At 71.6% G+C, this 26882-nt stretch carries 24 protein-coding genes and 1 pseudogene; 22 read left to right on the forward strand and 3 right to left on the reverse strand.

Annotation, left to right across the window (positions count from 1 at the left end; genetic code table 11):
* The 6 genes and pseudogenes from AB0M27_RS29135 to nusB form a co-directional block, all read left to right on the forward strand.
* A pseudogene (locus AB0M27_RS29135) lies at positions 1-117 on the forward strand (shikimate kinase); the annotation flags it as partial.
* Positions 114-1205, forward strand: coding sequence for a 3-dehydroquinate synthase (gene aroB, locus AB0M27_RS29140; protein WP_365725778.1), 1092 nt, complete (start codon positions 114-116; stop codon positions 1203-1205). The pseudogene AB0M27_RS29135 and the gene aroB, both read left to right, overlap by 4 nt.
* Positions 1206-1368: 163 nt before the next feature.
* The gene (locus tag AB0M27_RS29145) at positions 1369-2253 is read left to right on the forward strand and encodes a Pro-rich N-terminal domain-containing protein (protein ID WP_365725780.1); all 885 of its coding nucleotides are present in this window, start codon (positions 1369-1371) and stop codon (positions 2251-2253) included.
* 186 nt (positions 2254-2439) lie between these two features.
* Positions 2440-3570: an aminopeptidase P family protein gene (locus AB0M27_RS29150; RefSeq protein WP_365725783.1), complete on the forward strand. Its 1131-nt coding sequence runs from the start codon at positions 2440-2442 to the stop codon at positions 3568-3570.
* A gap of 56 nt (positions 3571-3626) precedes the next feature.
* Entirely contained in the window at positions 3627-4193 is a 567-nt protein-coding gene (gene efp, locus AB0M27_RS29155; protein ID WP_365725785.1) for an elongation factor P, read from the forward strand.
* A gap of 2 nt (positions 4194-4195) precedes the next feature.
* The gene (gene nusB / locus AB0M27_RS29160; RefSeq protein ID WP_365725788.1) at positions 4196-4630 is read left to right on the forward strand and encodes a transcription antitermination factor NusB; all 435 of its coding nucleotides are present in this window, start codon (positions 4196-4198) and stop codon (positions 4628-4630) included.
* Between the two features lie 153 nt (positions 4631-4783).
* On the opposite strand, the gene bldD is transcribed toward nusB, so the two are convergent.
* The gene (gene bldD, locus AB0M27_RS29165; RefSeq protein ID WP_014671524.1) at positions 4784-5287 is read right to left on the reverse strand and encodes a transcriptional regulator BldD; all 504 of its coding nucleotides are present in this window, start codon (positions 5285-5287) and stop codon (positions 4784-4786) included.
* A 253-nt stretch (positions 5288-5540) separates the two neighbouring features.
* Here bldD and pyrR point away from each other — a divergent pair, with 253 nt between their 5' ends.
* The 13 genes from pyrR (at position 5541) to metK (ending at position 19811) form a co-directional block, all read left to right on the forward strand.
* On the forward strand, positions 5541-6122 hold the full coding sequence (pyrR, locus tag AB0M27_RS29170; protein ID WP_365725790.1) for a bifunctional pyr operon transcriptional regulator/uracil phosphoribosyltransferase PyrR: 582 nt from the start codon (positions 5541-5543) through the stop codon (positions 6120-6122).
* A 90-nt stretch (positions 6123-6212) separates the two neighbouring features.
* Positions 6213-7190, forward strand: coding sequence for an aspartate carbamoyltransferase catalytic subunit (locus AB0M27_RS29175; RefSeq protein WP_365725792.1), 978 nt, complete (start codon positions 6213-6215; stop codon positions 7188-7190).
* A gap of 5 nt (positions 7191-7195) precedes the next feature.
* Entirely contained in the window at positions 7196-8482 is a 1287-nt protein-coding gene (locus tag AB0M27_RS29180; RefSeq protein ID WP_365725794.1) for a dihydroorotase, read from the forward strand.
* Positions 8479-9039, forward strand: coding sequence for a hypothetical protein (locus AB0M27_RS29185; RefSeq protein ID WP_365725796.1), 561 nt, complete (start codon positions 8479-8481; stop codon positions 9037-9039). The genes AB0M27_RS29180 and AB0M27_RS29185 overlap by 4 nt, the downstream gene beginning before the upstream one ends.
* Entirely contained in the window at positions 9036-10178 is a 1143-nt protein-coding gene (gene carA / locus AB0M27_RS29190) for a glutamine-hydrolyzing carbamoyl-phosphate synthase small subunit (RefSeq protein WP_365725798.1), read from the forward strand. Before AB0M27_RS29185 ends, carA begins: the two co-directional genes overlap by 4 nt.
* Positions 10171-13479 carry a carbamoyl-phosphate synthase large subunit gene (carB, locus tag AB0M27_RS29195; RefSeq protein ID WP_365725802.1) on the forward strand — a complete coding sequence of 1103 codons (3309 nt, stop codon included), beginning with the start codon at positions 10171-10173 and terminating at the stop codon, positions 13477-13479. Before carA ends, carB begins: the two co-directional genes overlap by 8 nt.
* A gap of 51 nt (positions 13480-13530) precedes the next feature.
* On the forward strand, positions 13531-14637 hold the full coding sequence (locus tag AB0M27_RS29200; RefSeq protein ID WP_365725804.1) for a quinone-dependent dihydroorotate dehydrogenase: 1107 nt from the start codon (positions 13531-13533) through the stop codon (positions 14635-14637).
* Positions 14634-15479 carry an orotidine-5'-phosphate decarboxylase gene (gene pyrF, locus AB0M27_RS29205; protein ID WP_365725806.1) on the forward strand — a complete coding sequence of 282 codons (846 nt, stop codon included), beginning with the start codon at positions 14634-14636 and terminating at the stop codon, positions 15477-15479. The genes AB0M27_RS29200 and pyrF overlap by 4 nt, the downstream gene beginning before the upstream one ends.
* Positions 15480-15746: 267 nt before the next feature.
* Positions 15747-16070, forward strand: coding sequence for an integration host factor (locus tag AB0M27_RS29210; protein WP_003977346.1), 324 nt, complete (start codon positions 15747-15749; stop codon positions 16068-16070).
* A 60-nt stretch (positions 16071-16130) separates the two neighbouring features.
* A complete protein-coding gene (gene gmk, locus AB0M27_RS29215) occupies positions 16131-16688 on the forward strand; it encodes a guanylate kinase (protein ID WP_365725809.1) in 558 nt (185 codons plus the stop codon).
* A 52-nt stretch (positions 16689-16740) separates the two neighbouring features.
* Positions 16741-17013: a DNA-directed RNA polymerase subunit omega gene (gene rpoZ, locus AB0M27_RS29220; RefSeq protein ID WP_003982715.1), complete on the forward strand. Its 273-nt coding sequence runs from the start codon at positions 16741-16743 to the stop codon at positions 17011-17013.
* Positions 17014-17138: 125 nt separating this feature from the next.
* Positions 17139-18341, forward strand: coding sequence for a bifunctional phosphopantothenoylcysteine decarboxylase/phosphopantothenate--cysteine ligase CoaBC (gene coaBC, locus AB0M27_RS29225; RefSeq protein ID WP_365725810.1), 1203 nt, complete (start codon positions 17139-17141; stop codon positions 18339-18341).
* A 261-nt stretch (positions 18342-18602) separates the two neighbouring features.
* Positions 18603-19811, forward strand: a complete 1209-nt coding sequence (gene metK, locus AB0M27_RS29230; RefSeq protein WP_365725812.1) for a methionine adenosyltransferase — start codon at positions 18603-18605, stop codon at positions 19809-19811.
* Between the two features lie 68 nt (positions 19812-19879).
* Here the strand turns inward: metK and AB0M27_RS29235 are convergent, their stop codons facing one another.
* Entirely contained in the window at positions 19880-20668 is a 789-nt protein-coding gene (locus tag AB0M27_RS29235; RefSeq protein WP_365725814.1) for a S1 RNA-binding domain-containing protein, read from the reverse strand.
* 120 nt (positions 20669-20788) lie between these two features.
* Here AB0M27_RS29235 and AB0M27_RS29240 point away from each other — a divergent pair, with 120 nt between their 5' ends.
* Positions 20789-22948, forward strand: a complete 2160-nt coding sequence (locus tag AB0M27_RS29240) for a primosomal protein N' (RefSeq protein ID WP_365725816.1) — start codon at positions 20789-20791, stop codon at positions 22946-22948.
* A 208-nt stretch (positions 22949-23156) separates the two neighbouring features.
* Here the strand turns inward: AB0M27_RS29240 and AB0M27_RS29245 are convergent, their stop codons facing one another.
* Positions 23157-23705 carry a hypothetical protein gene (locus tag AB0M27_RS29245; protein ID WP_365725818.1) on the reverse strand — a complete coding sequence of 183 codons (549 nt, stop codon included), beginning with the start codon at positions 23703-23705 and terminating at the stop codon, positions 23157-23159.
* 675 nt (positions 23706-24380) lie between these two features.
* On the opposite strand from AB0M27_RS29245, the gene fmt reads away from it, so the two are divergent.
* Complete coding sequence (fmt, locus tag AB0M27_RS29250; RefSeq protein WP_365725819.1) at positions 24381-25313, forward strand: methionyl-tRNA formyltransferase; 933 nt, start codon at positions 24381-24383, stop codon at positions 25311-25313.
* Between the two features lie 79 nt (positions 25314-25392).
* On the forward strand, positions 25393-26811 hold the full coding sequence (locus tag AB0M27_RS29255) for a transcription antitermination factor NusB (protein WP_365725822.1): 1419 nt from the start codon (positions 25393-25395) through the stop codon (positions 26809-26811).
* The last annotated feature ends 71 nt before the right edge of the window (positions 26812-26882 follow it).

Genomic DNA, 26882 nt, shown 5'->3' on the forward strand with positions numbered 1-26882 from the left:
GAGGCGCGGCGGCATCTGTACGAGGAGGTGGCCTCCGCCGTCGTGGCGACGGACGGCCGTACCCCCGAAGAGGTCACCCAAGCAGCCCTGGACGCACTGGAGTTGAAGGAAGCATGAGCGAGGCAGTCACCCGGGTCCAGGTCGCCGGCACGGCGGGCACCGACCCCTATGAGGTGCTGGTCGGGCGTCAACTGCTCGGTGAGCTGGCCGGGTTGATCGGTCCCAGGGCCAGGCGGGTCGCGGTGATCCATCCCGAGGCGCTGGCCGAGACCGGTGACGCGCTCCGCGCCGACCTGGCCGGGCAGGGTTACGAGGCGGTCGCGATCCAGGTGCCCAACGCCGAGGAGGCCAAGACCGCCGAGGTCGCCGCCTACTGCTGGAAGGCGCTGGGCCAGTCCGGTTTCACGCGTTCCGACGTCATCGTCGGCGTGGGCGGCGGCGCGAGCACGGACCTGGCCGGGTTCGTGGCGGCGACCTGGCTGCGCGGGGTGCGCTGGATCGCCATCCCGACCACGGTGCTGGCGATGGTGGACGCGGCGGTGGGCGGCAAGACCGGGATCAACACCGCCGAGGGCAAGAACCTGGTGGGTGCCTTCCACCCGCCGGCCGGTGTCCTGTGTGATCTGGCCGCGCTGGACTCTCTCCCGGTCAACGACTACGTCTCCGGTCTCGCCGAGGTCATCAAAGCCGGCTTCATCGCCGATCCGGTGATCCTGGACCTGATCGAGGCCGACCCCGGGGCCGCCCGGAGTCCGCAGGGCCCGCACACGGCGGAGCTGATCGAGCGCTCGATCCGGGTGAAGGCGGAGGTCGTCTCCTCGGACCTGAAGGAGTCGGGCCTGCGCGAGATCCTCAACTACGGCCACACGCTCGGCCACGCCATCGAGAAGAACGAGCGCTACACGTGGCGGCACGGCGCCGCGGTCGCGGTCGGCATGCACTTCGCCGCCGAACTCGGCCGTCTGGCGGGCCGGCTGGACGACGCGACGGCGGACCGCCACCGCACGGTCCTGGAAGCGGTCGGCCTGCCGCTGCACTACCGCTACGACCAGTGGCCCAGGCTGCTGGAGACGATGAAGATCGACAAGAAGTCCCGCGGCGACCTGCTGCGCTTCATCGTCCTGGACGGCCTGGCCAAGCCGACCGTCCTGGAGGGCCCCGACCCGGCCGTCCTGCTCGCCGCGTACGGCGAGGTCGGGCAGTAAGTCCCCGACTGTTCCGTCCGTCCGATTCCCTTTCCGGAGCGGGCACTTCGGGCCGCCCCCGACCGTTTCACCAAACGACGGCGGGGGACGGTACCGTTCGGTAGGCAGCGGGCTGCGGCCCGCTGCCGGCACGAATTGCCTGTACGAGACGGAGTGGCAACGGATGCAGCACGCAGTGGGGTCTCCGCTGCCGCCGCCCCACCGGCCGGGGCAGGTGCCGCACACCGGCTGGGCGTCGGCCGCACACCACCCGGGCCCGCACCCGGGCGCCTCCCACGGGCCCGTCCCCGTGCCCCCGCCACCAGGCTTCCCCACGCCCACCGGCGCCGTCCCGCCGACGCCCCCGCAACCCCCGCTGCCCCAGCCCCCGGCTCCACATCCCGCCGCCCCGCCGCCCCCCGACACCACCGGTCACGTCCCGCTGCCGCCCGGCGGCCCCGTCGGTGTGCCCACCGCGCCCCCGGCTCCCGCCGCCGCTCCAGACCCGGGGGCCACCACCCTCGCCGTCCTGCTGATCGGCCCGGCCGGCGCGGGCAAGACCAGCGTGGCCAAGTACTGGGCGGACCACCGCCGTGTGCCCACCGCTCACATCAGCCTGGACGACGTCCGCGAATGGGTACGCTCGGGCTTCGCCGACCCCCAGTCCGGCTGGAACGACAACTCCGAGGCCCAGTACCGCCTGGCCCGCCGCACCTGCGGCTTCGCCGCCCGCAACTTCCTCGCCAACGGCATCTCCTGCATCCTGGACGACGCGGTCTTCCCGGACCGCCCGGTCGTGGGCCTCGGCGGCTGGAAACGCCATGTGGGCCCCGGCCTGCTGCCCGTCGTCCTCCTCCCCGGCCTGGACATCGTCCTGGAGCGCAACGCCGAACGCACCGGCAACCGCCGCCTCACCGACGAGGAGGTGGCCCGTATCCACGGCCGCATGGCCGGCTGGTACGGCTCGGGCCTGCCGATCATCGACAACTCCCAGCTGGACATCCCTGGGACGGCCCGCGTTCTGGACGAGGTCCTGGCGAGAGCCATAGCGAGCCCACCGAGCTGGTAAGCAGCGGGAGCTGCAGTGCCGTAAGGGTCACGGGGCCCTGTCGATATGCGGATCCGCCGCGTGGGCGCGAGAACCCACCACCCACCGGCACCCGGCAACGCAACGGCACCATGCCCCACCTGCCCCGCGACCCCACTCGGCCCCCACAAATCGGCATAACCGCCATAAAACTCCTACGCTCATCTCATGTCAGAGGTGTACGCGACCCGCCGATCCCGGCTGAGAGACCACTTCACCGCGGCCGGCACCGCGGCAGCGCTCGTCACCCGCCCAGCCAACGTGCGCTACCTCGCCGCCGCAGCCCCGCAGGGCTCCGCGCTGCTGCTCGGCAAACGCGAGGACCTCCTCGTATGCATCGGCCAGCCCGACGACCGCCCCGCCGAGGGCCGCCCGGACGAGAACCTGCGCCTCCATGTCCTCCCGCCGAACGGCGTCGGTGTCGGCAGCGGCATCGGTGGCGACGCCTCGGTCGTGGCGGCGGGCCTGGCCGTGGCCCAGGAGGCCGACTCCCTGGCCGTCGAGGAACACCACCTCACGGTCACCCGGCACAGAGCGATCGCCTCGGCCGCCCCCACGCTCCGCCTCGGCGACCTCGGCGGAGCCGTGGAACAGCTCAGGGTGGTCAAGGACGAGGAGGAGATCTCCTGTTTGCGCATCGGCGCCGAGATCGCCGACCAGGCCCTCGGTGAGCTGCTGGAGTCCATCCTGGTCGGCCGCACCGAACGGCACCTCGCGCTGGAGCTGGAGCGCCGCCTGGTCGACCACGGCGCCGACGGGCCGGCCTTCCCCACCTCCGTCGCCACCGGCCCGAACTCCGGCCGCCGCGGGCACCGCCCCACCGACCGGCGGGTGGAGGAGGGCGACTTCCTCTCGGTGTGCCTGGGCGCGACCTACCGCGGCTACCGCTGCGAGATCGGCCGTACCTTCGTGATCGGCACCTCGCCCGCCGAGTGGCAGATCGAGCTGTACGACCTCGTCTTCGCAGCCCAGCGCGCCGGACGCGAGTCCCTGGCACCCGGCGCCGCCTACCGCGACGTGGACCGGGCGGCCCGCCACGTACTGGACTCCGCCGGCTATGCGGAGGCCCTGCCACCGCTGACCGGACACGGCGTCGGACTCGAAATCGACGAGGACCCGCAGTTGGCCCCCGCCGCCATGGGTAAACTGGACGCTTGCGTGCCGGTCACCGTCGAACCCGGGGTCCACCTCCCGGGCCGGGGCGGTGTCCGGATCGATGACACGCTCGTCGTACGCCCCGAGGCGGACGGCGGACCCGAGCTACTCACCATCACGACCAAGGAGCTGCTCGCGCTCTAGCCTCGCGCTGTGCGCATGCCCCGGGGTCGTACGTCAGTCCAGGAGATTCCGCAACCGTGGCTTCCACGAACGACCTCAAGAACGGCATGGTGCTCAAGCTCGAAGGCGGCCAGCTCTGGTCCGTCGTCGAGTTCCAGCACGTCAAGCCCGGCAAGGGCCCGGCCTTCGTGCGCACCAAGCTGAAGAACGTGCTGTCCGGCAAGGTGGTCGACAAGACCTTCAACGCCGGCGTCAAGGTCGAGACCGCCACTGTCGACAAGCGCGACATGCAGTTCTCGTACATGGACGGCGAGTACTTCGTCTTCATGGACATGGAGACCTACGACCAGCTGCACATCGACCGGAAGTCCGTCGGCGACGCCGCGAACTTCCTGATCGAGGGCTTCACCGCCACCGTCGCGCAGCACGAGGGCGAGGTTCTCTTCGTCGAGCTGCCCGCCGCCGTCGAGCTGACCATCGCCGAGACCGAGCCGGGCGTCCAGGGCGACCGCTCCACCGGTGGTACCAAGCCCGCCACCCTGGAGACCGGCCACCAGATCCAGGTCCCGCTCTTCATCACCACTGGTGAGAAGATCAAGGTCGACACCCGTACGAGCGACTACCTCGGCCGGGTGAACAGCTAACCGTGGCTGCCCGCAACACGGCCCGCAAGCGCGCCTTCCAGATCCTCTTCGAGGGCGACCAGCGCGACGCCGACGTCCTGACGGTCCTCGCGGACTGGATCCGGCTGTCCCGGTCCGACACCCGGCAGCCGCCGGTCAGCGAGTACACGATGCAGCTGATCGAGGGCTACGCCGAGCACGCGAGGCGGATCGACGAGCTGATCGCCCAGTACGCGGTCGGCTGGACGCTCGACCGGATGCCGGTCGTGGACCGCAACATCCTGCGGCTGGGCGCGTACGAGCTGATCTGGGTCGACGAGACCCCGGACGCCGTCGTCCTGGACGAGATGGTGCAACTGGCGAAGGAGTTCTCCACCGACGAGTCGCCGTCGTTCGTGAACGGCCTGCTGGGCCGCTTGAAGGAACTCAAGCCGTCCCTGCGCCGGGACCAGGCGTAACCGCCCGGTACGCCATCGCCGGAGGGCCCGCAGCACGCTTGTGCTGCGGGCCCTCCGGCGTTCTTCCGATGACCGTGAAAACGCCGCCGGGGGGCCGGAACCGCAAAGTTCCGGCCCCCCCGGCGGCACGTTTCTGCTCAGATGTCGAGCGGCTCAGGCCTCTTCGTGCGTGGCCACCGCGCGGCGGGCGTCCGCGTCCAGGACACCCCAGCTGATCAGCTGCTCGGTGAGGACCGAGGGGGACTGGTCGTAGATGACGGCGAGTGTGCGCAGGTCGTCCTGGCGGATGGAGAGCACCTTGCCGTTGTAGTCACCGCGCTGGGACTGGATCGTGGCCGCGTAGCGCTGGAGGGGACCCGCCTTCTCGGCCGGCACGGTGGCCAGCCGCTCCAGGTCCAGGACCAGCTTCGGCGGCGGCTCGGCGGCGCCGCCCGGCGTGGTGCCCGGCAGCAGCTCCTGCACCGGAACGCCATAGAAATCGGCCAGCTCGGCGAGCCGCTGTACGGTCACCGCACGGTCGCCACGCTCGTAGGACCCGACCACCACGGCCTTCCAGCGACCCTGGGACTTCTCCTCGACACCGTGGAGGGAAAGGCCCTGCTGGGTGCGGATGGCCCGGAGCTTGGCCCCGAGCTGTTTGGCGTATTCGCTGGACATATAGCTCCCCGGACACTGTGTCGACGCGGCCGGACTGGGTTCCCGCCGCGCGGCTGGTAACTCACTGTGAGGTTACGCAGCGTGACTCTTGCCCGTCAAGCCGAATGGTCCACACCGACTCTTCCGTGGTAGTGATGGCCGACTGGGCCAGGGGGGTGATCGGGGGCCTCCTCATGACCTGCTAGGGTTGATGGCGCAAATCAGACGTCCTTTAAGGTCCGTCCCGTGAGGCGGAGAAGGAGGTCCTTTTCGTATGGACAAGCAGGACTCGCCCGCCACCCCGCACGCGTCCGATGCGCGGCCCGTTCTCGAGGGCCCCGACATCGCGCGGGTGCTGACCCGTATCGCCCACGAGATCGTCGAGCGCGCCAAGGGCGCCGACGACGTGGTGCTCCTCGGCATTCCGACCCGGGGCGTCTTCCTCGCCCAGCGGCTCGCCGTCAAACTGGAGCAGATCACCGACCGCAAGATGCCGGTCGGTTCGCTCGACATCACCATGTACCGCGACGACCTGCGCATGCACCCCCCGCGTGCGCTGGCCCGCACCGAGATCCCCGGTGACGGCATCGATCGCAAGCTGGTCGTCCTCGTCGACGACGTGCTCTTCTCCGGCCGCACCATCCGCGCCGCCCTCGACGCCCTGAACGACATCGGGCGCCCCCGCGCGGTCCAGCTCGCGGTCCTGGTCGACCGCGGCCATCGTGAACTGCCCATCCGTGCCGACTACGTCGGCAAGAACCTCCCCACGTCGCTGCGGGAGACGGTCAAGGTCCAGCTCGCCGAGGAGGACGGTCGCGACACCGTGCTGCTCGGTGTGAAGCAGACCGGCCAGTAGCAGATCCGGCGCAGGGCCGCTGCGGCGTGCCCACATGCGTAGCGGATTGCCTGAATTCTCCCGATTGAACTGCCTTACGGAGCCTGACAGATGCAGCGCCATCTCATCTCGGCCGCCGACCTCACCCGCGACGACGCCGTCCTGATCCTCGACACCGCCGAGGAGATGGCCCGGGTCGCCGACCGGCCGATCAAGAAGCTGCCGACCCTGCGCGGCCGCACCGTCGTCAACCTCTTCTTCGAGGACTCAACCCGCACGCGGATCTCCTTCGAGGCCGCCGAGAAACGACTGTCCGCCGACGTCATCAACTTCTCCGCCAAGGGGTCGAGCGTCTCCAAGGGCGAGTCCCTGAAGGACACCGCCCAGACCCTGGAGGCCATGGGCGTCGACGCCGTCGTCATCCGGCACGGCGCCTCGGGGGCCCCGTACCGCCTGGCGAACTCCGGGTGGATCGACGCGGCGGTCATCAACGCCGGCGACGGCACCCACCAGCACCCCACCCAGGCCCTCCTGGACGCCTTCACCATGCGCCGCCGGCTGATCGGCCGGGACGCCGGGCTCGGCCAGGACCTGTCCGGCAAGCGGATCACCATCGTCGGTGACGTCCTGCACAGCCGGGTCGCCCGCTCCAACGTGGACCTGCTGCACACGCTCGGCGCCGAGGTCACCCTGGTCGCGCCGCCCACCCTGGTGCCGGTCGGGGTCGAGACCTGGCCGTGCGAGGTGTCGTACGACCTCGACAGCACGCTGCCCAAGTGCGACGCGGTGATGATGCTCCGCGTCCAGCGCGAGCGGATGAACGCGGCGTTCTTCCCGACCGAGCGCGAGTACTCCCGCCGCTACGGCCTCGACGGCGACCGCATGGCCAGGCTGCCCGAGCACGCCGTCGTGATGCACCCCGGCCCGATGGTGCGCGGCATGGAGATCACCGCCGAGGTCGCCGACTCCGACCGCTGCACCGCCATCGAGCAGGTCGCCAACGGTGTGTCCATCCGGATGGCCGTGCTGTACCTGCTGCTCGGTGGCAACGAGCCCGCCGTCACCCACTCTCGTACCGAGGAGAAGTAAGACCCATGAGCAAGATCCTGATCCGTGGTGCGAAGGTGCTCGGCGGCGAGCCGCAGGACGTGCTGATCGACGGCGAGACCATCGCCGAGGTGGGCACCGGGCTGTCGGCCGAGGGTGCCGAGGTCGTGGAGGCCGGCGGCAAGGTGCTGCTGCCGGGCCTGGTCGACCTGCACACCCACCTGCGCGAGCCGGGCCGCGAGGACTCCGAGACGGTCCTGACCGGCACCCGCGCGGCCGCGTCCGGCGGCTTCACCACCGTCTTCGCCATGGCCAACACCTTCCCCGTCGCCGACACCGCCGGTGTCGTCGAGCAGGTCTGGCGGCTCGGCCGGGAGCACGGCTACTGCGACGTGCAGCCCATCGGCGCCGTCACCGTCGGCCTGGAGGGCCGCAAGCTCGCCGAGCTGGGCGCCATGCACGAATCCGCCGCCGGGGTCACCGTCTTCTCGGACGACGGCAAGTGCGTGGACGACGCGGTGATCATGCGCCGCGCGCTGGAGTACGTGAAGGCCTTCGGCGGTGTCGTCGCCCAGCACGCGCAGGAGCCGCGCCTGACCGAGGGCGCCCAGATGAACGAGGGCGTCGTCTCCGCCGAGCTGGGCCTGGGCGGCTGGCCGGCCGTCGCAGAGGAGTCGATCATCGCGCGGGACGTGCTGCTCGCCGAGCACGTCGGTTCCCGCGTCCACATCTGTCACCTGTCGACCGCCGGGTCCGTCGAGATCGTCCGCTGGGCCAAGTCCCGCGGCATCCAGGTCACCGCCGAGGTCACCCCGCACCACCTGCTCCTCACCGACGAACTGGTGCGGACCTACAACCCCGTCTACAAGGTCAACCCGCCGCTGCGCACCGAGCGGGACGTGCACGCCCTGCGCGAGGCCCTGGCGGACGGCACGATCGACATCGTCGCCACCGACCACGCCCCGCACCCTCACGAGGACAAGGACTGCGAATGGGCCGCGGCCGCCATGGGGATGGTGGGTCTGGAGACCGCGTTGTCAGTGGTCCAGGAGACCATGGTCGACACGGGCCTGCTGGACTGGGCCGGCGTCGCCGACCGGATGTCCGTCAAGCCCGCGCAGATCGGACAGGCCACCGGGCACGGCCGTCCCGTCTCGGCTGGTGAGCCCGCCAACCTCACCCTCGTCGACACGGAATACCGTGGCCAGGTGGACCCCGCGGGCTTCGCCTCGCGCAGCCGCAACACCCCCTACGAGGGGCGTGAGCTGCCGGGCCGTGTGACGCACACGTGGCTGCGGGGCAAGGCCACGCTCGTCGACGGGAAGCTCACGTGACACCTGTAATCCTGCTGGCCGAGGCCAAGAGGTCGGCCGAGGTCACCGACTGGCCGGCCCGCATCGGCTGGCTCGTCGGACTCGCGCTCTTCATCGCGCTCGTCTACTGGCTGATGCGCGAGGGCTGGAAGTGGCGCGGCACCCTCCAGAGCGACCTGCCCGCGCCGTCCAGCGCGCCGGAGGAGACCGGCCCGGCCAAACTGAGCATGAGCGGCCGCTACCACGGCTCCACCACGGCCGGCCAGTGGCTGGACCGCATCGTGGCCCACGGCCTGGGCACCCGCAGCCGGGCCGAGCTCACCCTGACCGACCGAGGGCTGGAGGTCGAGCGTCCCGGAGCGAGCGACTTCTTCATCCCCACCGCCGCGCTGCGCGAAGCCCGGCTGGACAAGGGCATCGCGGGCAAGGTCCTCACCGAGGGCGGACTGCTGGTGGTGACCTGGGAGCTCGGCGACAAGCTGATCGACTCCGGTTTCCGCTCGGACCACTCCGCCGAGCACGCCGAGTGGGTCGACACCCTGAACCACATGATCAACGACACGGAAGGCGCACGATGACGACCTCCACAAGGGGAGCTGCCAGGGTTCCCGCCGTACTCGTCCTGGAGGACGGCCGCATCTTCCGCGGCCGTTCCTACGGGGCCGTGGGGGAGACCTTCGGCGAGGCCGTGTTCTCCACCGGCATGACCGGCTACCAGGAGACCCTGACCGACCCGTCGTACGACCGTCAGATCGTCGTCGCGACCGCGCCGCAGATCGGCAACACGGGCTGGAACGACGAGGACGACGAGTCGAGCCGCATCTGGGTCTCCGGCTATGTCGTGCGCGACCCCGCGCGCGTGCCGTCCAACTGGCGTGCCAAGCGCTCCCTGGACGACGAGCTGGAGCGGCAGGGCGTGGTCGGCATCTCCGGCATCGACACCCGCGCCCTCACCCGCCACCTGCGCGAGCGCGGCTCGATGCGCGCCGGCATCTTCTCCGGCGAGGCCATCGCCGCCGAGTCCGAGCTCCTCGCGCGCGTGCTGGCCCAGCCGCACATGAAGGGCGCGAGCCTCTACGAGGAGGTCGCGACCAAGGAGGCGTACGTCGTCCCCGCGATCGGCGAGAAGCGCTTCACCGTCGCCGCCATCGACCTCGGCATCAAGGGCATGACCCCGCAGCGGATGGCCGAGCGCGGCATCGAGGTGCACGTGCTGCCCGCCACCGCCACGGCCGACGAGGTCTACGCGGTCGACCCGGACGGCGTGTTCTTCTCCAACGGCCCCGGCGACCCGGCCACCGCCGACGGCCCGGTCTCGCTGATGACCGCCGTCCTGGAGCGCAGGACGCCGCTGTTCGGTATCTGCTTCGGCAACCAGATCCTCGGCCGCGCCCTCGGCTTCGGCACGTACAAGCTGAAGTACGGCCACCGGGGCATCAACCAGCCGGTCCAGGACCGTACGACCGGCAAGGTCGAGGTCACCGCGCACAACCACGGCTTCGCCGTGGACGCGCCGCTCGACAAGGTCAGCGAGACCAAGTTCGGCCGCGCCGAGGTCTCGCACGTCTGCCTGAACGACGACGTCGTGGAGGGGCTGCAGCTGCTCGACCAGCCGGCCTTCTCCGTCCAGTACCACCCCGAAGCGGCAGCGGGTCCGCACGACGCCGCCTACCTGTTCGACCGCTTCGTTTCCCTGATGGAGGGCCAGCGTGCCTAAGCGCACCGATATCCAGTCCGTCCTGGTCATCGGCTCCGGCCCGATCGTCATCGGCCAGGCCGCCGAGTTCGACTACTCCGGCACCCAGGCGTGCCGCGTGCTCAAGGCCGAGGGCCTGCGCGTCGTCCTCGTCAACTCCAACCCGGCGACGATCATGACCGACCCGGAGATCGCCGACGCCACCTACGTCGAGCCGATCACCCCGGAGTTCGTCGAGAAGATCATCGCCAAGGAGCGTCCCGACGCCCTGCTGCCCACCCTGGGCGGCCAGACGGCCCTGAACACCGCCATCTCGCTGCACGAGAACGGCGTCCTGGCCAAGTACGGCGTGGAGCTGATCGGCGCCAAGCCCGAGGCGATCCACAAGGGCGAGGACCGCGACCTGTTCAAGGACGTCGTGGAGGAGGTCCGCCGCAAGACGGGCCACGGCGAGTCCGCCCGCTCGGTGATCTGCCACTCCATGGACGACGTCCTCAAGGGCGTCGAGACGCTCGGCGGCTACCCCGTCGTCGTCCGCCCGTCCTTCACCATGGGCGGCGCCGGCTCCGGCTTCGCACACGACGAGGAGGAGCTGCGCCGTATCGCGGGCCAGGGCCTCACGCTCTCCCCGACCACCGAGGTGCTCCTGGAGGAGTCCATCCTCGGCTGGAAGGAGTACGAGCTGGAGCTGATGCGCGACAAGCACGACAACGTCGTGGTCGTCTGCTCCATCGAGAACTTCGACCCCATGGGCGTGCACACCGGTGACTCGATCACCGTCGCACCCGCGATGACGCTGACCGACCGCGAGTACCAGATCCTGCGCGACATCGGCATCGCCGTCATCCGCGAGGTCGGCGTCGACACCGGCGGCTGCAACATCCAGTTCGCGGTGAACCCCGAGGACGGTCGTGTGATCGTCATCGAGATGAACCCGCGCGTGTCGCGCTCCTCGGCGCTCGCCTCCAAGGCCACCGGCTTCCCGATCGCCAAGATCGCCGCCAAGCTCGCCGTCGGCTACACCCTCGACGAGATCCCGAACGACATCACCCAGGAGACCCCGGCCTCCTTCGAGCCCACGCTCGACTACGTGGTCGTCAAGGCCCCGCGCTTCGCCTTCGAGAAGTTCCCGCAGGCCGACTCCACGCTGACCACCACCATGAAGTCGGTCGGCGAGGCCATGGCCATCGGCCGCAACTTCCCCGAGGCCTTCCAGAAGGCCCTGCGCTCGCTGGAGAAGAAGGGCAGCCAGTTCACGTTCACGGGTGTGCCCGGGGACAAGTCGCTGCTCCTGGAGGAGTCCCGGCGTCCCACCGACGGCCGGATCAACACGGTCATGCAAGCCATCCGCGCGGGCGCCACGCCCGAGGAGATCTTCGAGTACACGAAGATCGACCCGTGGTTCGTGGACCAGCTCTTCCTGATCAAGGAGATCGCGGACGAGCTGGCCGAGGCGCCCGAGCTCACCGCCGAGCTGCTCGCCGAGGCCAAGCGGCACGGCTTCTCCGACCAGCAGGTCGGTGAGATCCGCGGCCTGCGCGAGGACGTCGTCCGCGAGGTCCGGCACGCGCTCGGCATCCGCCCGGTCTACAAGACGGTCGACACCTGCGCCGCCGAGTTCGCCGCGAAGACGCCGTACTTCTACTCCTCCTACGACGAGGAGACCGAGGTCGCGACCCGCGAGAAGCCGGCCGTCATCATCCTGGGCTCCGGCCCCAACCGGATCGGCCAGGGCATCGAGTTCGACTACTCCTGTGTCCACGCCTCCTTCGCGCTGAGCGACGCGGGCTACGAGACCGTGATGGTCAACTGCAACCCGGAGACCGTCTCCACCGACTACGACACCTCCGACCGGCTGTACTTCGAGCCGCTGACGCTGGAGGACGTGCTGGAGATCGTCCACGCCGAGCAGCAGGCCGGTCCGGTCGCGGGCGTGATCGTGCAGCTGGGCGGCCAGACCCCGCTCGGACTGTCGCAGGCCCTGAAGGACAACGGCGTGCCGATCGTCGGCACGTCCCCCGAGGCCATCCACGCGGCCGAGGACCGCGGCGCCTTCGGCCGCGTCCTCGCCGAGGCGGGCCTGCCGGCCCCGAAGCACGGCACGGCCACCACCTTCGCGGAGGCCAAGGCCATCGCCGACGAGATCGGCTACCCGGTCCTGGTCCGGCCGTCGTACGTCCTCGGCGGGCGCGGCATGGAGATCGTCTACGACGAGACCCGCCTCGCCGCCTACATCGCCGAGTCGACCGAGATCAGCCCGTCCCGGCCGGTGCTCGTCGACCGGTTCCTGGACGACGCGATCGAGATCGACGTCGACGCGCTCTACGACGGCGAGGAGCTGTACCTCGGCGGCGTGATGGAGCACATCGAGGAGGCCGGCATCCACTCCGGCGACTCGGCGTGCGCCCTGCCCCCGATCACCCTCGGCGGCTTCGACATCAAGCGGCTGCGCGCCTCCACCGAGGCCATTGCCAAGGGCGTCGGCGTGCGCGGCCTGATCAACATCCAGTTCGCGATGGCCGGCGACATCCTCTACGTCCTGGAGGCCAACCCGCGCGCCTCCCGTACGGTCCCCTTCACCTCCAAGGCGACCGCGGTGCCGCTGGCGAAGGCCGCCGCCCGGATCTCGCTGGGCGCGACCATCGCCGAGCTGCGCGCCGAGGGCCTGCTGCCGAAGACGGGCGACGGCGGCGAGCTGCCGCTGGACGCGCCGATCTCGGTCAAGGAGGCCGTCATGCCGTGGTCGCGCTTCCGCGACATCCACGGCCGCGGCGTCGATACCGTCCTCGGCCCGGAGATGCGCTCCACCGGCGAGGTCATGGGCATCGACTCCGTCTTCGGCACGGCGTACGCCAAGTCGCAGGCGGGTGCCTACGGCCCGCTGCCCACCAAGGGCCGCGCCTTCATCTCGGTAGCCAACCGCGACAAGCGCTCGATGATCTTCCCGGCGCGCGAGCTGGTCGCCCACGGCTTCGAGCTGCTCGCCACCTCCGGCACCGCCGAGGTCCTCAAGCGCAACGGAATCAACGCCACGGTCGTGCGCAAGCAGTCCGAGGGCACCGGCCCGAACGGCGAGAAGACGATCGTCCAGCTGATCCACGACGGCGAGGTCGACCTCATCGTCAACACCCCGTACGGCACCGGCGGCCGCCTCGACGGCTACGACATCCGTACGGCCGCGGTGGCCCGCTCCGTGCCGTGCCTGACCACGGTCCAGGCGCTCGCCGCGGCGGTCCAGGGCATCGACGCCCTCAACCACGGTGACGTGGGCGTCCGCTCGCTCCAGGAACACGCGGAACACCTGACCGCGGCCCGCGACTAGCAGCCCTGAGGGGGACACCGGAAACGGTGTCCCCCTCTTCATGAGGACACCATGTACAAGATCTTTTTCACCCTGGTCTTCAAGCTCATGGACCCCGAGAAGGCCCACCACCTGGCCTTCCGCTGGATCCGCTTCGCCGTCCGCATCCCCGTGCTGCGCACCTTCGTCGCGGCCGCCCTCGCGCCCCGCTTCAAGGAGCTGCGCACGGAGGCCTTCGGGCTGCGCATGCACGGCCCCTTCGGGCTCGCCGCCGGCTTCGACAAGAACGCCGTCGCGATCGACGGCATGTCCATGCTGGGCTTCGACCACGTCGAGATCGGCACGGTCACCGGCGAGGCGCAGCCCGGCAACCCCAGGAAGCGGCTGTTCCGGCTCGTCGCGGACCGAGCGCTGATCAACCGCATGGGCTTCAACAACGACGGCTCGCTGGCCGTGGCGGCCCGCCTCGCCACCCGGGAGCCGGTCTTCAAGACGGTCGTCGGTGTCAACATCGGCAAGACCAAGGTGGTCCCGGAGGCGGAGGCCGTCGGCGACTACGTGAAGTCGGCCGAGCGCCTCGCGCCGTACGCGGACTACCTGGTCGTCAACGTCTCGTCGCCGAACACGCCCGGCCTGCGCAACCTCCAGGCGGTGGACCATCTGCGACCGCTGCTGACCGCCGTCCGCGAGGCCGCCGACCGCACGGTCGCGGGCCGGCGCGTCCCGCTGCTGGTGAAGATCGCCCCGGACCTGGCCGACGAGGACATCGACGCCGTCGCCGACCTGGCCGTGGAGCTGGGCCTGGACGGCATCATCGCGACCAACACCACCATCGCGCGCGAGGGGCTCGGTTTGAAATCCCAACCCTTGCTGGTCAAGGAGACCGGCGGGCTGTCCGGCGCCCCGCTCAAGGCGCGCTCCCTGGAGGTCCTGCGCCGACTGTACGCGCGCGTGGGCGACCGGATCACCCTGGTGGGGGTGGGCGGCATCGAGACGGCCGAGGACGCCTGGCAGCGCATTCTGGCCGGTGCCACGCTGGTCCAGGGCTACAGCGCCTTCATCTACGAGGGCCCCTTCTGGTCCCGCGCGATTCACAAGGGCCTCGCCGCGCGCCTGCGCACCAGCCCGTACGCCACCCTCGCCGACGCGGTCGGCGCCGACGTGAGGAAGCCCGCATGACCTCGTACGAGCCCTTCGGCGCCCGGCTGCGCCGCGCCATGGACGAGCGCGGCCCGCTGTGCGTGGGCATCGACCCGCACGCCTCCCTTCTCGCCGAGTGGGGCCTGAACGACGACGTGGCCGGTCTGGAGCGGTTCAGTCGCACGGTCGTCGAGGCGGTGGCCGACCGGGTCGCCGTGATGAAGCCGCAGAGCGCCTTCTTCGAGCGCTTCGGCTCCCGTGGCGTCGCCGTCCTGGAGAGGGTCGTCCAGGAGGCCCGCGCGGCCGGCACCCTCGTCGTGATGGACGCCAAGCGCGGCGACATCGGCTCGACCATGGCCGGGTACGCCGAGGCCTACCTGCACAAGGACGCCCCGCTGTTCTGCGACGCCCTGACCGTCTCGCCCTACCTCGGCTACGGCTCGCTCAGCCCGGCCGTCGCGCTGGCCCGGGAGAGCGGCGCCGGCCTGTTCGTGCTGGCGCTGACCTCCAACCCCGAGGGTCCCGAGGTCCAGCACGCCGTCCGCGCCGACGGCCGCACCGTGGGCGCGACCATGCTGGCCCACTTGGCCGCCGAGAACGCGGGGGAGGAGCCGCTGGGCTCCTTCGGTGCCGTGGTCGGCGCCACGGTCGGCGATCTGTCGTCGTACGACCTCGCGATCAACGGCCCGCTCCTCGCGCCCGGCGTCGGGGCGCAGGGGGCGACCGCGGCCGACCTTCCCGCGGTGTTCGGGTCGGCCGTACGCAACGTCGTGCCGAACGTCAGCCGGGGTGTGCTGCGGCACGGGCCCGACGTGGCGGGCCTGCGCGCGTCCGCGGAGCGCTTCGCTGAGGAGATCCAGGCCGCCGTCGCGGGCGCCTGAGTCCTCCGCGGGGGCTTCGGAGAGCGGCGAGGCGGAGACTTGAGTGTGAATACATCCTCAAATCGGGGGCATTATGTCTGAAATGTCCGGCCTGGCGGAGGCTGACCAGGACTTTTCCGCTGTTCTCGCTGACTCTGGCGGACTTGACCGCTAGTCTCCGAGCAGAGTGAACGGGCGAAGCGTGTTGCTCGTAGCTCCCCAGGTGTGGGGCGACTAGGTTCCTCACCGGTCCGTATCCGACAGTTCGACATCCGAGGTGACGTAGGCGTGGCTCTTCCGCCCCTTACCCCCGAACAGCGCGCAGCCGCGCTCGAAAAGGCCGCCGCGGCTCGCCGGGAGCGGGCCGAGGTCAAGAATCGACTCAAGCACTCCGGCGCCTCCCTGCACGAGGTCATCAAGCAGGGCCAGGAGAACGACGTCATCGGCAAGATGAAGGTCTCCGCACTGCTCGAGTCACTGCCGGGCGTGGGCAAGGTCCGCGCCAAGCAGATCATGGAGCGTCTGGGCATCTCCGAGAGCCGCCGGGTGCGCGGTCTCGGTTCCAACCAGATCGCTTCCCTGGAGCGTGAGTTCGGCAGCACCGGCTCCTGAGTCCGGGCGCAGCCGGACCGGGAGTCCCGGGCACTCCGGGATTGCTGGAATAATCGCTGCATGAGTGAACGTCCGCGGCTGACCGTGCTCTCCGGCCCCTCGGGGGTCGGCAAGAGCACGGTCGTCGCCCATATGCGCAAGGAACACCCCGAGGTCTGGCTCTCGGTGTCGGCCACCACCCGCAAGCCGCGCCCCGGCGAGAAGCACGGAGTCCACTACTTCTTCGTCACCGACGACGAGATGGACAAGCTGATCGCCAACGGCGAGCTGCTGGAGTGGGCCGAGTTCGCCGGCAACCGCTACGGCACGCCCCGCGCGGCCGTGCTGGAGCGGTTGGAGAAGGGCGAGCCGGTCCTGCTGGAGATCGATCTCCAGGGCGCCAGGCAGGTCCGGGAGTCGATGTCCGACGCTCGGCTGGTGTTCCTGGCTCCGCCCTCCTGGGAGGAGCTGGTGCGCAGGCTGACCGGCCGGGGCACCGAGCCGCCCGAGGTCATCGAGCGCCGCCTCGAGGCGGCCAGGACCGAGCTGGCGGCCGAGCCGGAGTTCGATACGACCTTGGTCAACACCTCCGTCGAGGATGTGGCGCGCGAGCTGCTAGCCTTGGTGGATGTTGTGTGATCACGAGTGTGTGATCACGACTGATCTTTTCCCACCCATCGGAAGGTAGAGCGTGTCCTCTTCCATCACCGCGCCCGAGGGCATCATCAACCCGCCGATCGACGAGCTTCTCGAGGCCACCGACTCGAAGTACAGCCTCGTGATCTACGCGGCCAAGCGTGCCCGCCAGATCAACGCGTACTACTCGCAGCTCGGCGAGGGCCTCCTCGAGTACGTCGGTCCGCTCGTCGACACCCACGTTCACGAGAAGCCGCTCTCGATCGCCCTGCGTGAGATCAACGCGGGTCTGCTGACCTCCGAGGCCGTCGAGGGCCCCGCCCAGTAGTACCGCGTAGTACTGCGCAGTAGTACTTTCAGACTGCGAACGACGTATCCACAGGCCCGGCAGTCATACTGCCGGGCCTGTGGTGTGTCATTGGGTGTGCAGGGTTCCGAGTCCGGGGAGTGAACGTGGACAAGCCGAAGGTCGTTCTGGGGGTCAGCGGCGGCATCGCCGCCTACAAGGCCTGTGAGCTGCTGAGAAGGTTCACGGAGTCGGGCCACGACGTCCGCGTGGTGCCCACCGCCTCCGCGCTGCACTTCGTCGGTGCTCCCACCTGGTCCGCCCTGTCCGGCAACCCCGTCTCGACGGAGGTCTGGGACGACGTCCACGAGGTCCCGCACGTCCGCATCGGGCAGCACGCCGACCTGGTGGTCGTCGCACCCGCCACCGCCGACATGCTCGCCAAGGCCGCCCATGGTCTCGCCGACGACCTGCTGACCAACACCCTCCTCACCGCCCGCTGCCCGGTCGTCTTCGCGCCCGCCATGCACACCGAGATGTGGGAGCACCCGGCCACCCAGGAGAACGTGGCCACGCTGCGCCGCCGCGGCGCCGTCGTCATCGAGCCCGCGGTCGGCCGGCTCACCGGCGTCGACACCGGCAAGGGCCGGCTGCCCGACCCGGTGGAGATCTTCGAGGTCTGCCGCCGGGTGCTGGCCCGCGGCGTCACCGAGCCCGACCTCGAAGGGCGGCACGTCGTCGTCTCCGCCGGCGGCACCCGAGAGCCCCTCGACCCCGTCCGCTTCCTCGGCAACCGCTCCTCCGGCAAGCAGGGTTACGCCCTCGCCCGCACCGCCGCCGCCCGCGGTGCCCGGGTCACGCTGATCGCGGCCAACACCGGACTGCCCGACCCGGCGGGGGTGGACGTCGTGCCCGTCGGCACGGCCGTCCAGCTGCGCGAGGCCGTCCTCAAGGCGGCGGCGGACGCCGACGCGGTCGTCATGGCCGCCGCCGTCGCCGACTTCCGCCCGGCGGCCTACGCCGCCGGCAAGATCAAGAAGAAGGACGGCCAGGACCCCGACCCGATCGTCCTGGTCCGCAATCCGGACATCCTCGCGGAGATCTCGGCCGAGCGCGCCCGCCCCGGACAGGTGGTCGTCGGCTTCGCCGCCGAGACCGACGACGTCCTCGCCAACGGCCGCACCAAGCTGGCCCGCAAGGGCTGCGACCTGCTCGTCGTCAACGAGGTGGGGGAGCGCAAGACGTTCGGCTCCGAGGAGAACGAGGCCCTGGTGCTGGGCGCCGACGGCAGCGAGACACCCGTGCCGCACGGCCCCAAGGAAGCCCTGGCCGACACCGTCTGGGACCTGGTCGTACGGCGGCTCGGCTGACCCGGCGCGTCCCTGCCCGAACGCGAGGGCCCGTTGACGGCGGGCCCGTCGGACCGATCAAATCTGGTGTGGCGACCCTGGCCAAGGCCGCCCGGCATTGTGCAGAATGCCCGTGCCGCAGGTCACAGCGCTCCCGAGAGGCGAGACGGGTGGCCCATCGGCCGAGTGCGACCGATAAACTGTTCACGGTCGACGCCGGGCGCAGCCCCGCGCGTCGCCGCAAATGATCAGCCAGCAGCCGCTGCAACCACAGGGAGCGTTGTGTCCCGTCGCCTGTTCACCTCGGAGTCCGTGACCGAGGGTCACCCCGACAAGATCGCTGACCAGATCAGCGACACCATTCTCGACGCGCTTCTGCGCGAGGACCCGACCTCCCGGGTCGCCGTCGAGACGCTGATCACCACCGGCCTGGTGCACGTGGCCGGCGAGGTGACGACCAAGGCCTACGCGGACATCGCGACCCTGGTCCGCAACAAGATCCTCGACATCGGCTACGACTCCTCCAAGAAGGGCTTCGACGGCGCCTCCTGCGGTGTGTCCGTCTCCATCGGCGCTCAGTCCCCGGACATCGCGCAGGGCGTGGACACGGCGTACGAGAGCCGGGTCGAGGGCGACGACGACGAGCTGGACAAGCAGGGCGCCGGTGACCAGGGCCTGATGTTCGGCTACGCGTCCGACGAGACGCCGACCCTGATGCCGCTGCCGATCTTCCTGGCGCACCGCCTGTCCAAGCGCCTGTCCGAGGTCCGCAAGAACGGCACGATCCCCTACCTGCGCCCCGACGGCAAGACGCAGGTCACCATCGAGTACGACGGCGACAAGGCCGTCCGTCTCGACACGGTGGTCGTCTCCAGCCAGCACGCCTCCGACATCGACCTGGAGTCGCTGCTGGCGCCCGACATCCGCGAGTTCGTCGTGGAGCCGGAGCTGAAGGCGCTCCTGGACGAGGGCATCAAGCTCGACACCGACGGCTACCGCCTGCTGGTCAACCCGACCGGTCGCTTCGAGATCGGCGGCCCGATGGGCGACGCCGGCCTGACCGGCCGCAAGATCATCATCGACACCTACGGCGGCATGGCCCGCCACGGCGGCGGCGCGTTCTCCGGCAAGGACCCGTCCAAGGTGGACCGCTCGGCCGCGTACGCCATGCGCTGGGTCGCCAAGAACGTCGTGGCGGCGGGCCTGGCCTCCCGCTGCGAGGTCCAGGTCGCCTACGCGATCGGCAAGGCGGAGCCGGTCGGTCTGTTCGTGGAGACCTTCGGCACCAACAAGGTCGAGACCGAGAAGATCGAGAAGGCGATCGACGAGGTCTTCGACCTCCGCCCGGCCGCGATCATCCGGGACCTCGACCTGCTCCGGCCGATCTACGCCCAGACGGCGGCCTACGGCCACTTCGGCCGCGAGCTGCCCGACTTCACCTGGGAGCGCACGGATCGCGTCGACGCCCTGCGCGCCGCCGTGGGCCTGTAAGGCCCGAGCGCCCTTCTCACCGAGGCCCGGTTCCCCTTCTCGGGGGGCCGGGCCCCGGCGTGTCGGGGTCAGTCGACCGGTGCCAGCCGGATCCGGCGCCGCGGCCGGTCGATCTCCACGATCCCGACCCTCATGTCCTGCCCCTCCTCGACGGCCCTTCCGCCGAGTTCGTCGACGTGGACCAGGCCCTCCGCGTCCTCGCCGACCCGGACGAAGACACCGAAGGGCACGATCTTGGTCACCACACCCGGCACGACGTCTCCCACGTCTGCGCCGAGGCGGTCCCAGGGGTCCTGCTGAAGGGCCTTGAGCGAGAGCGAGACCTGGCCGTGCCGGGTGTCCGCGACCAGCACCTCGCCGGTGACCCGCTGCCCCGGCCGCACCACCTCCGCCGGATGACCGAAGCGTGACCACGACAGTTCCGGGATGCGGATGAAGCCGGTTCCGTCGTGGACCGGGTGCGCGGACTCGCCGTCGATCCGGACGAAGACACCGAAGGGGTGCACCGAGGACACCGTCCCCGTGACCACGCTGCCGCGCTCGAACCCGAGCAGGAAGCGGCGCAGCGGCTCGTCCTCACAAGCCTTCGCGGACAGCAGCACCCGGCCCTGTCCGTCGGCCCCCATCACCTCGCCCGTGATCCGCTGCCCCGTTCCGTAGATCTCCGCCGGGTGCTCCACCCGGCGCCAGGACAGCTCGTACCGGGGAACGCGGCCGGACGGGACGTCCGGATCGCCGTCCAGCCGTACGACCACGTCGTCCCCGTCGAACCCGGCCACCGTGCCGGACCTCACCTCCCCACGGACTGCCAGGCGTTCTCGTAGGCGTGCCAGCGGGTTCGGCGTCGGCTCGGTCATGGCCGCGAGCCTAGGTCCGCCGTCCCGCCCCCGGTACCGAATTGACTGGCGGGGCCGGCCGGGCCGATCCGCATCTCGGGCGGACGTCGGCTGTCAGTGCCGTTTGGTAAGAATGCAAGCGTGAGCAGCGAGAACGGGGCACCCCGGGAACACGGGGACGGCGGGGCCGAAGGGGCGTCGCCGGAGCAGCTCGCGCTCATCCGGGACAGCGTGCGCAAGGCGAAGGTGCCGCGGGCCAAGCCGCGGACCTGGCGGGGGGCCGAACTCGCCCCGCGGCTGCCCGTCGCCCGGGTGCTGGTCGACAAGGGCGTGCTGCACCTCGACCGGTACTTCGACTACGCCGTGCCCGCCGAGCTGGACGCCGATGCCCAGCCGGGCGTGCGGGTCCGGGTGCGGTTCGGGGCCGGGCGGGGCCGGGTGCGGGAAGGGCGCCGGGAGGGCGGCGGGCTCATCGACGGGTTCCTCGTCGAGCGGCGGGCCGAGTCCGACTACTCCGGGCCGCTGGCCGCGCTGGCCCAGGTCGTGTCGCCGGAGCCGGTGCTGAGCGAGGAGCTGCTTGGCCTCGCTCGGGCCGTGGCCGACCGGTACGCCGGAAGCCTCGCCGACGTGCTCCAGCTGGCCGTGCCGCCGCGCAGCGCCCGGGCCGAGCAGCGGCCGTCGCCCGCGCCCCTGCCTGCGCCGAAGGTGCCGGAGGCGGCCTCCTGGGGGCGGTATGAGCACGGGGAGGCATTCCTCCACGCCCTCGCCTCCGGCGGGGCGCCCAGGGCCGTCTGGAACGCGCTGCCGGGCCCCTTGTGGAGCGAGGAGCTGGCCCGCGCCGTCGCCGCCACGCTCGCCTCCGGACGCGGCGCCCTCGTCGTCGTACCGGACGGGCGGGCCGCCGCGCGGGTCGACGCCGCGCTCACCGCGCTGCTGGGCACGGGCCGGCACGTGCTGCTCACGGCCGACGCGGGACCCGAGAAGCGGTACGCGCAGTGGCTCGCGGTAAGCCGGGGATCCGTACGGGCCGTGGTCGGGACCCGGGCCGCCATGTTCGCGCCCGTGCAGGACCTGGGGCTCGTCGCCATCTGGGACGACGGCGACGACAGCCACAGCGAGCAGCACGCCCCGCAGCCGCACGCCCGGGACGTGCTGTTGCTGCGGGCCGCGCTGGACAAGTGCGCGTTCCTGCTGGGGAGCTGGAGCTGCACCGTGGAGGCCGCCCAGCTCGTCGAGAGCGGCTGGGCCCGGCCGCTGGTCGCCGGGCGGGAGCAGGTGCGGCGCGCCGCTCCCCTGGTCCGCACGGTCGGGGACGACGATCTCGCACGCGACGAGGCCGCCCGCGCCGCCCGGCTGCCCACGCTCGCCTGGCAGGCGGCCCGCGAGGGGCTGCGGCACGGACCGGTGCTCGTGCAGGTGCCGCGGCGCGGCTACGCGCCCCGCATGGCCTGCGCCCAGTGCAGGGCGCCCGCCCGGTGCCGGCACTGCTCCGGGCCGCTCCAGGGGCAGGACGCGGGGGTTCTGCGATGCGGCTGGTGCGGGCGCGAGGAGACCGCGTGGCACTGCCCGGAGTGCGGCGGCTTCCGGCTGCGGGCCCAGGTTGTGGGGGCGCGGCGGACGGCCGAGGAGCTGGGGCGCGCTTTCCCGGCCGTCCCGGTGCGCACCTCGGGGCGCGAGCAGGTGCTGGACACGGTGCCGGGTACGCCCGCGCTGGTCGTGAGCACGCCGGGGGCCGAACCGGTTGCCGAGGGCGGCTACGCGGCGGCCTTGCTGCTGGACGGCTGGGCCATGCTCGTACGACCCGACCTGCGGGCCGGCGAGGACGCGCTGCGCCGGTGGATCGGGGCGGGCGCGCTGGTACGGCCGCAGACCGAGGGGGGCACGGTGGTCGTGGTGGCCGAGCCGACCCTGCGGCCGGTGCAGGCGCTGGTGCGCTGGGACCCCGTCGGGCACGCGGTGCGGGAACTGTCGGAGCGGGCCGAGCTGGGCTTCCCGCCGGTGTCGCGGATGGCGGCGGTGTCCGGTGCGCCCGCGGCCGTCGCCGAATTCCTGGCCTCGGTCGAACTGCCGCCGGACGCGGAGGTGTTGGGGCCGGTGCCGATGTCTGCGACGCCGCCCGGCCGGCCCCGTAGACCCGGAGAGCCGCCGCCGGGCGAGCACTGGGACCGGGCGCTGGTCCGGGTGCCGCCGGGCAGCGGGGCGGCGCTGGCTGCCGCGCTGAAGACCGCCCAGGCCGCTCGTATGGCGCGGGGGAGCGGGGAGGCGGTGCGGGTGCGGATCGATCCGCCGGACATTGGGTGACGGTGGTGTTCCGGGTGTTCTCCCACCCGCGCACCGCCCGCTTCCAGTCGGCTGTGAGGCTGGACAACCTGTGGGGATTGCTCGCCGTCGGCGGCTGTTCGGTGGTTGTGCAGTCGCGCCGGTTGTTCGTCGGTCCGAGCGCGTGTCTGCCCTCCCGGGTGTCCGTCCGGGAGGGCAGGGCGGAAGTCAGCCGCGGCTCGGCCGTTGCTCAGCAGTTGCGCGGGCCGGGGAAGGCCGTCGGGCGGGCGTCGTCGCGGTCGCGCAGGGCCGGGCTGCCCGCGGTCGGCTGCGTGGGCATCGAGCGGGCCGCGGGGACCGTCGGGACCGTGGGCAGGCCGGTGTTCACATTGAGCGTGCGGGTGCCGGACGGCTCCGTGGTGCGCTCGGCCTCGGCGGCCGCCTGGGCCGCGGCGCGGCGGGCGCCGTAGCGGCGGTGCACCGCCTGCTTGGTGACGCCGAGCGCGGAGCCCACCGCGTCCCACGAGAAGCCGAGTGAGCGGTCGAAGTCCACCGCGGCCGTGACCAGGGTTTCGACACTGTCCCGGAGCTCCTGGGCCAGGCGCACCGTGGGGGCGGGGGCGCGTCCGTAGACGACGAAGCCCGTGGAGGGGCCGGAGCGGCGCGGGCGGTAGACGTTGCCCAGCTGGGCGGTGAGCGTGCGCAGGGCGTCCACCTGCCGGCGGACTCGCTCGATGTCCCGCACCAGCAAGTGCAGGCTGGCCCGGGCCTGGGCGTCGTGGGTTGCGTGGTCGGCCATGAACAAGCCTCTCGAACCGGCGTTGAAAGGAATTGGGCCGCGAAAGCGGCCCTATGTGGTCAACTCTTCCTTGACCAACGCGTGTGCGCTCCGCTGGTCACGGGCTGGGGGCGTACGGGCATATTCGTACGCCGGTCGTGCGGGTGCGCGCCATGTGTGGTTCGGGTCTTTTGTTCTCCCACCCGCGCACCACCCGTTTCCAGTCGGCCGAGAGGCTGGACAACCTGTGGGGGCTGCTCGCCGTCGGCGTCCGCGCGTCTGTTTCGCCTTCGCCGTCCGTGTGTGCGTCCGCTGTCCGCCTGGCCTCCGCCCGTCCGTCGCGTCTGGACTGCGCCGTCTGCCGTCTGCCGTCTGCCGTCTGCCGTCTGCCGTCCGTGTGCGTGTCCGCCGCATTGCGCTGTCCGTCTGGCGTCCGCCTTCCGCCTGGGCGACCGCTGCCCCCGGGCTTCCCCTGTCCGCCTGCGTGTTTGCCGTCCGCCCGGGCGCATGGCCGCCGCCGTATCTGCCGTCCGCTTGCGCGTCCGTGGGGTCCGTCGTGCGTACGGCCTTCGCCGCCCCGCGTCCGTCCGGCGTGCGTTTGCGCGTCCGTTCGGGAGCATGGAGTGTCTGTCGGTCCTTGGTCATAGACTGGTGCGCTGCCCGTCCAACCCCCGCCCGAGAGGCCCGATCCCGCCCATGAAGCTCGTCTTCGCCGGTACCCCTGAGGTCGCCGTTCCCGCTCTGGACGCTCTGATCGCTTCCGGGCGGCACGAGGTGGCCGCCGTCGTCACGCGGCCCGACGCGCCGGCCGGGCGTGGGCGCAGGCTGGTCGCGTCACCCGTGGCCGAGCGGGCGGAGGAGGCCGGGATCGAGGTGCTGAAGCCGGTCAGGCCGCGGGACCCGGAGTTCCTGGAGCGGCTGAAGGAGATCGCGCCGGACTGCTGCCCCGTCGTCGCCTATGGAGCCCTGCTGCCCCGCGTGGCCCTCGACATCCCCGCCCACGGCTGGGTCAACCTGCACTTCTCGCTGCTGCCCGCCTGGCGGGGAGCCGCTCCCGTGCAGCACGCCATCATGGCCGGCGACGAGATCACCGGGGCGTCGACCTTCCTCATCGAGGAGGGGCTGGACTCCGGCCCCCTCTACGGCACCGTGACCGAGGAGATCCGGCCCACCGACACCAGCGGCGACCTGCTCGCCCGGCTCGCCTTCGCCGGTGCGGGCCTGCTCGCGGCCACCATGGACGGGATCGAGGACGGCGCCCTGAAGGCCGTACCGCAGCCGGCCGAGGGCGTCACCCTCGCGCCGAAGATCACCGTCGAGGACGCCCAGGTCGACTGGGCCACGCCCGCGCTGCGCGTCGACCGGGTCGTGCGCGGCTGCACCCCGGCGCCCGGCGCCTGGACCACCTTCCGCGGCGAGCGGCTCAAGCTCATCCAGGCCACCCCCGTTCCCGAGCGCACCGATCTCGCGCCGGGGCGGATGGCGGTCGGCAAGAACAGCGTGCACGTGGGCACCGGTTCGTACGCCGTCGAGCTGCTCTGGGTGCAGGCCCAGGGCAAGAAGCCGATGCGGGCGGCCGACTGGGCGCGCGGCGTGCGCATCGCCGAGGGCGAGACGCTCGGCGGTTGAGCCCCGGGCGGCGGAGGCGGCGGTGCGCCGACGTAGGCTGGACACCGCAGCCCTTCTTCACATCCGGAGCACCTTTTTCGTGAGCGAGCAGTCCCGGCGGCCTCGTAAGCCTGCCAAGCCCTACCGTCGTCCCCAGAAGGACCCCGTCCGCATCCTTGCCTTCGAGGCGCTGCGCGCGGTCGACGAGCGGGACGCGTACGCCAACCTCGTGCTGCCCCCGCTGCTGCGCAAGGCACGGGAGAAGGGCGACTTCGACGCGCGGGACGCCGCCCTCGCCACCGAGCTGGTCTACGGCACGCTGCGCCGGCAGGGGACGTACGACGCGGTGATCGCCGCCTGTGTCGACCGGCCTCTGCGCGAGGTCGACCCGCCGGTGCTCGACGTGCTCAGCCTCGGTGTGCACCAGTTGCTCGGGACGCGGATCCCGACGCACGCCGCCGTGTCCGCCTCCGTGGAGCTGGCGCGGGTGGTACTCGGCGACGGGCGCGCCAAGTTCGTCAACGCGGTGCTGCGGAAGGTGGCCCAGGACGACCTCGACGGGTGGCTGGCGAAGGTCGCGCCGCCGTACGACGAGGACCCGGAGGACCACCTCGCCGTGGTGCACTCCCATCCCCGCTGGGTCGTCTCCGCGCTGTGGGACTCCCTCGGCGGCGGGCGTGCCGGTATCGAGGACCTGCTGGAGGCCGACAACGAACGGCCCGAGGTGACCCTGGTCGCGCGGCCGGGGCGGGCCACCGCCGAGGAGCTGCTCGGCGAGGAGGCCGCCGTACCGGGACGCTGGTCGCCGTACGCCGTGCGGCTCGCCGAGGGCGGTGAGCCGGGCGCGGTGGAGGCCGTGCGCGAGGGGCGGGCCGGAGTGCAGGACGAGGGCAGCCAGCTGGTCGCCCTCGCACTCGCCAACGCACCCCTGGAGGGGTCCGACAGCAAGTGGCTCGACGGGTGCGCCGGGCCCGGCGGGAAGGCCGCCCTGCTGGCCGCCCTCGCCGCCGAGCGCGGGGCCACGCTGCTCGCCTCCGAGAAGCAGCCGCACCGGGCGGGTCTCGTCGCCAAGGCGCTGGCCGGCAACCCGGGGCCGTACCAGGTGATCGCCGCCGACGGCACCCGGCCGCCGTGGCGGCCCGGCACCTTCGACCGCGTGCTCATGGACGTGCCGTGCACCGGGCTCGGCGCGCTGCGCCGGCGTCCCGAGGCCCGCTGGCGCCGGCGCCCCGAGGACCTGGACAACTTCGCACCCCTCCAGCGCGCCCTGCTGCGTACCGCGCTGGACTCGGTGCGCGTCGGCGGGATCGTCGGCTACGCGACCTGCTCCCCGCATCTCGCCGAGACCCGCGCGGTCGTCGCCGACGTCCTCAAGCAGCACCCCGGCACCGAACTGATCGACGCCCGTCCGCTACTGCCGGGGGTCCCGGCGCTGGGCGAGGGCCCGGACGTACAGCTCTGGCCCCACCTGCACGGCACGGACGCGATGTACCTGGCCCTGATCCGCAGAACCGGCTGAACGCCGCTGGGGCCGGCACCCCTGCAAGGGGCGCGGGGCCGTATCGATATGCGGGTCCGCCGCGGGGCGCG

Source organism: Streptomyces sp. NPDC052107, from assembly GCF_040680215.1.
In the GTDB taxonomy this organism is placed as follows: domain Bacteria; phylum Actinomycetota; class Actinomycetes; order Streptomycetales; family Streptomycetaceae; genus Streptomyces.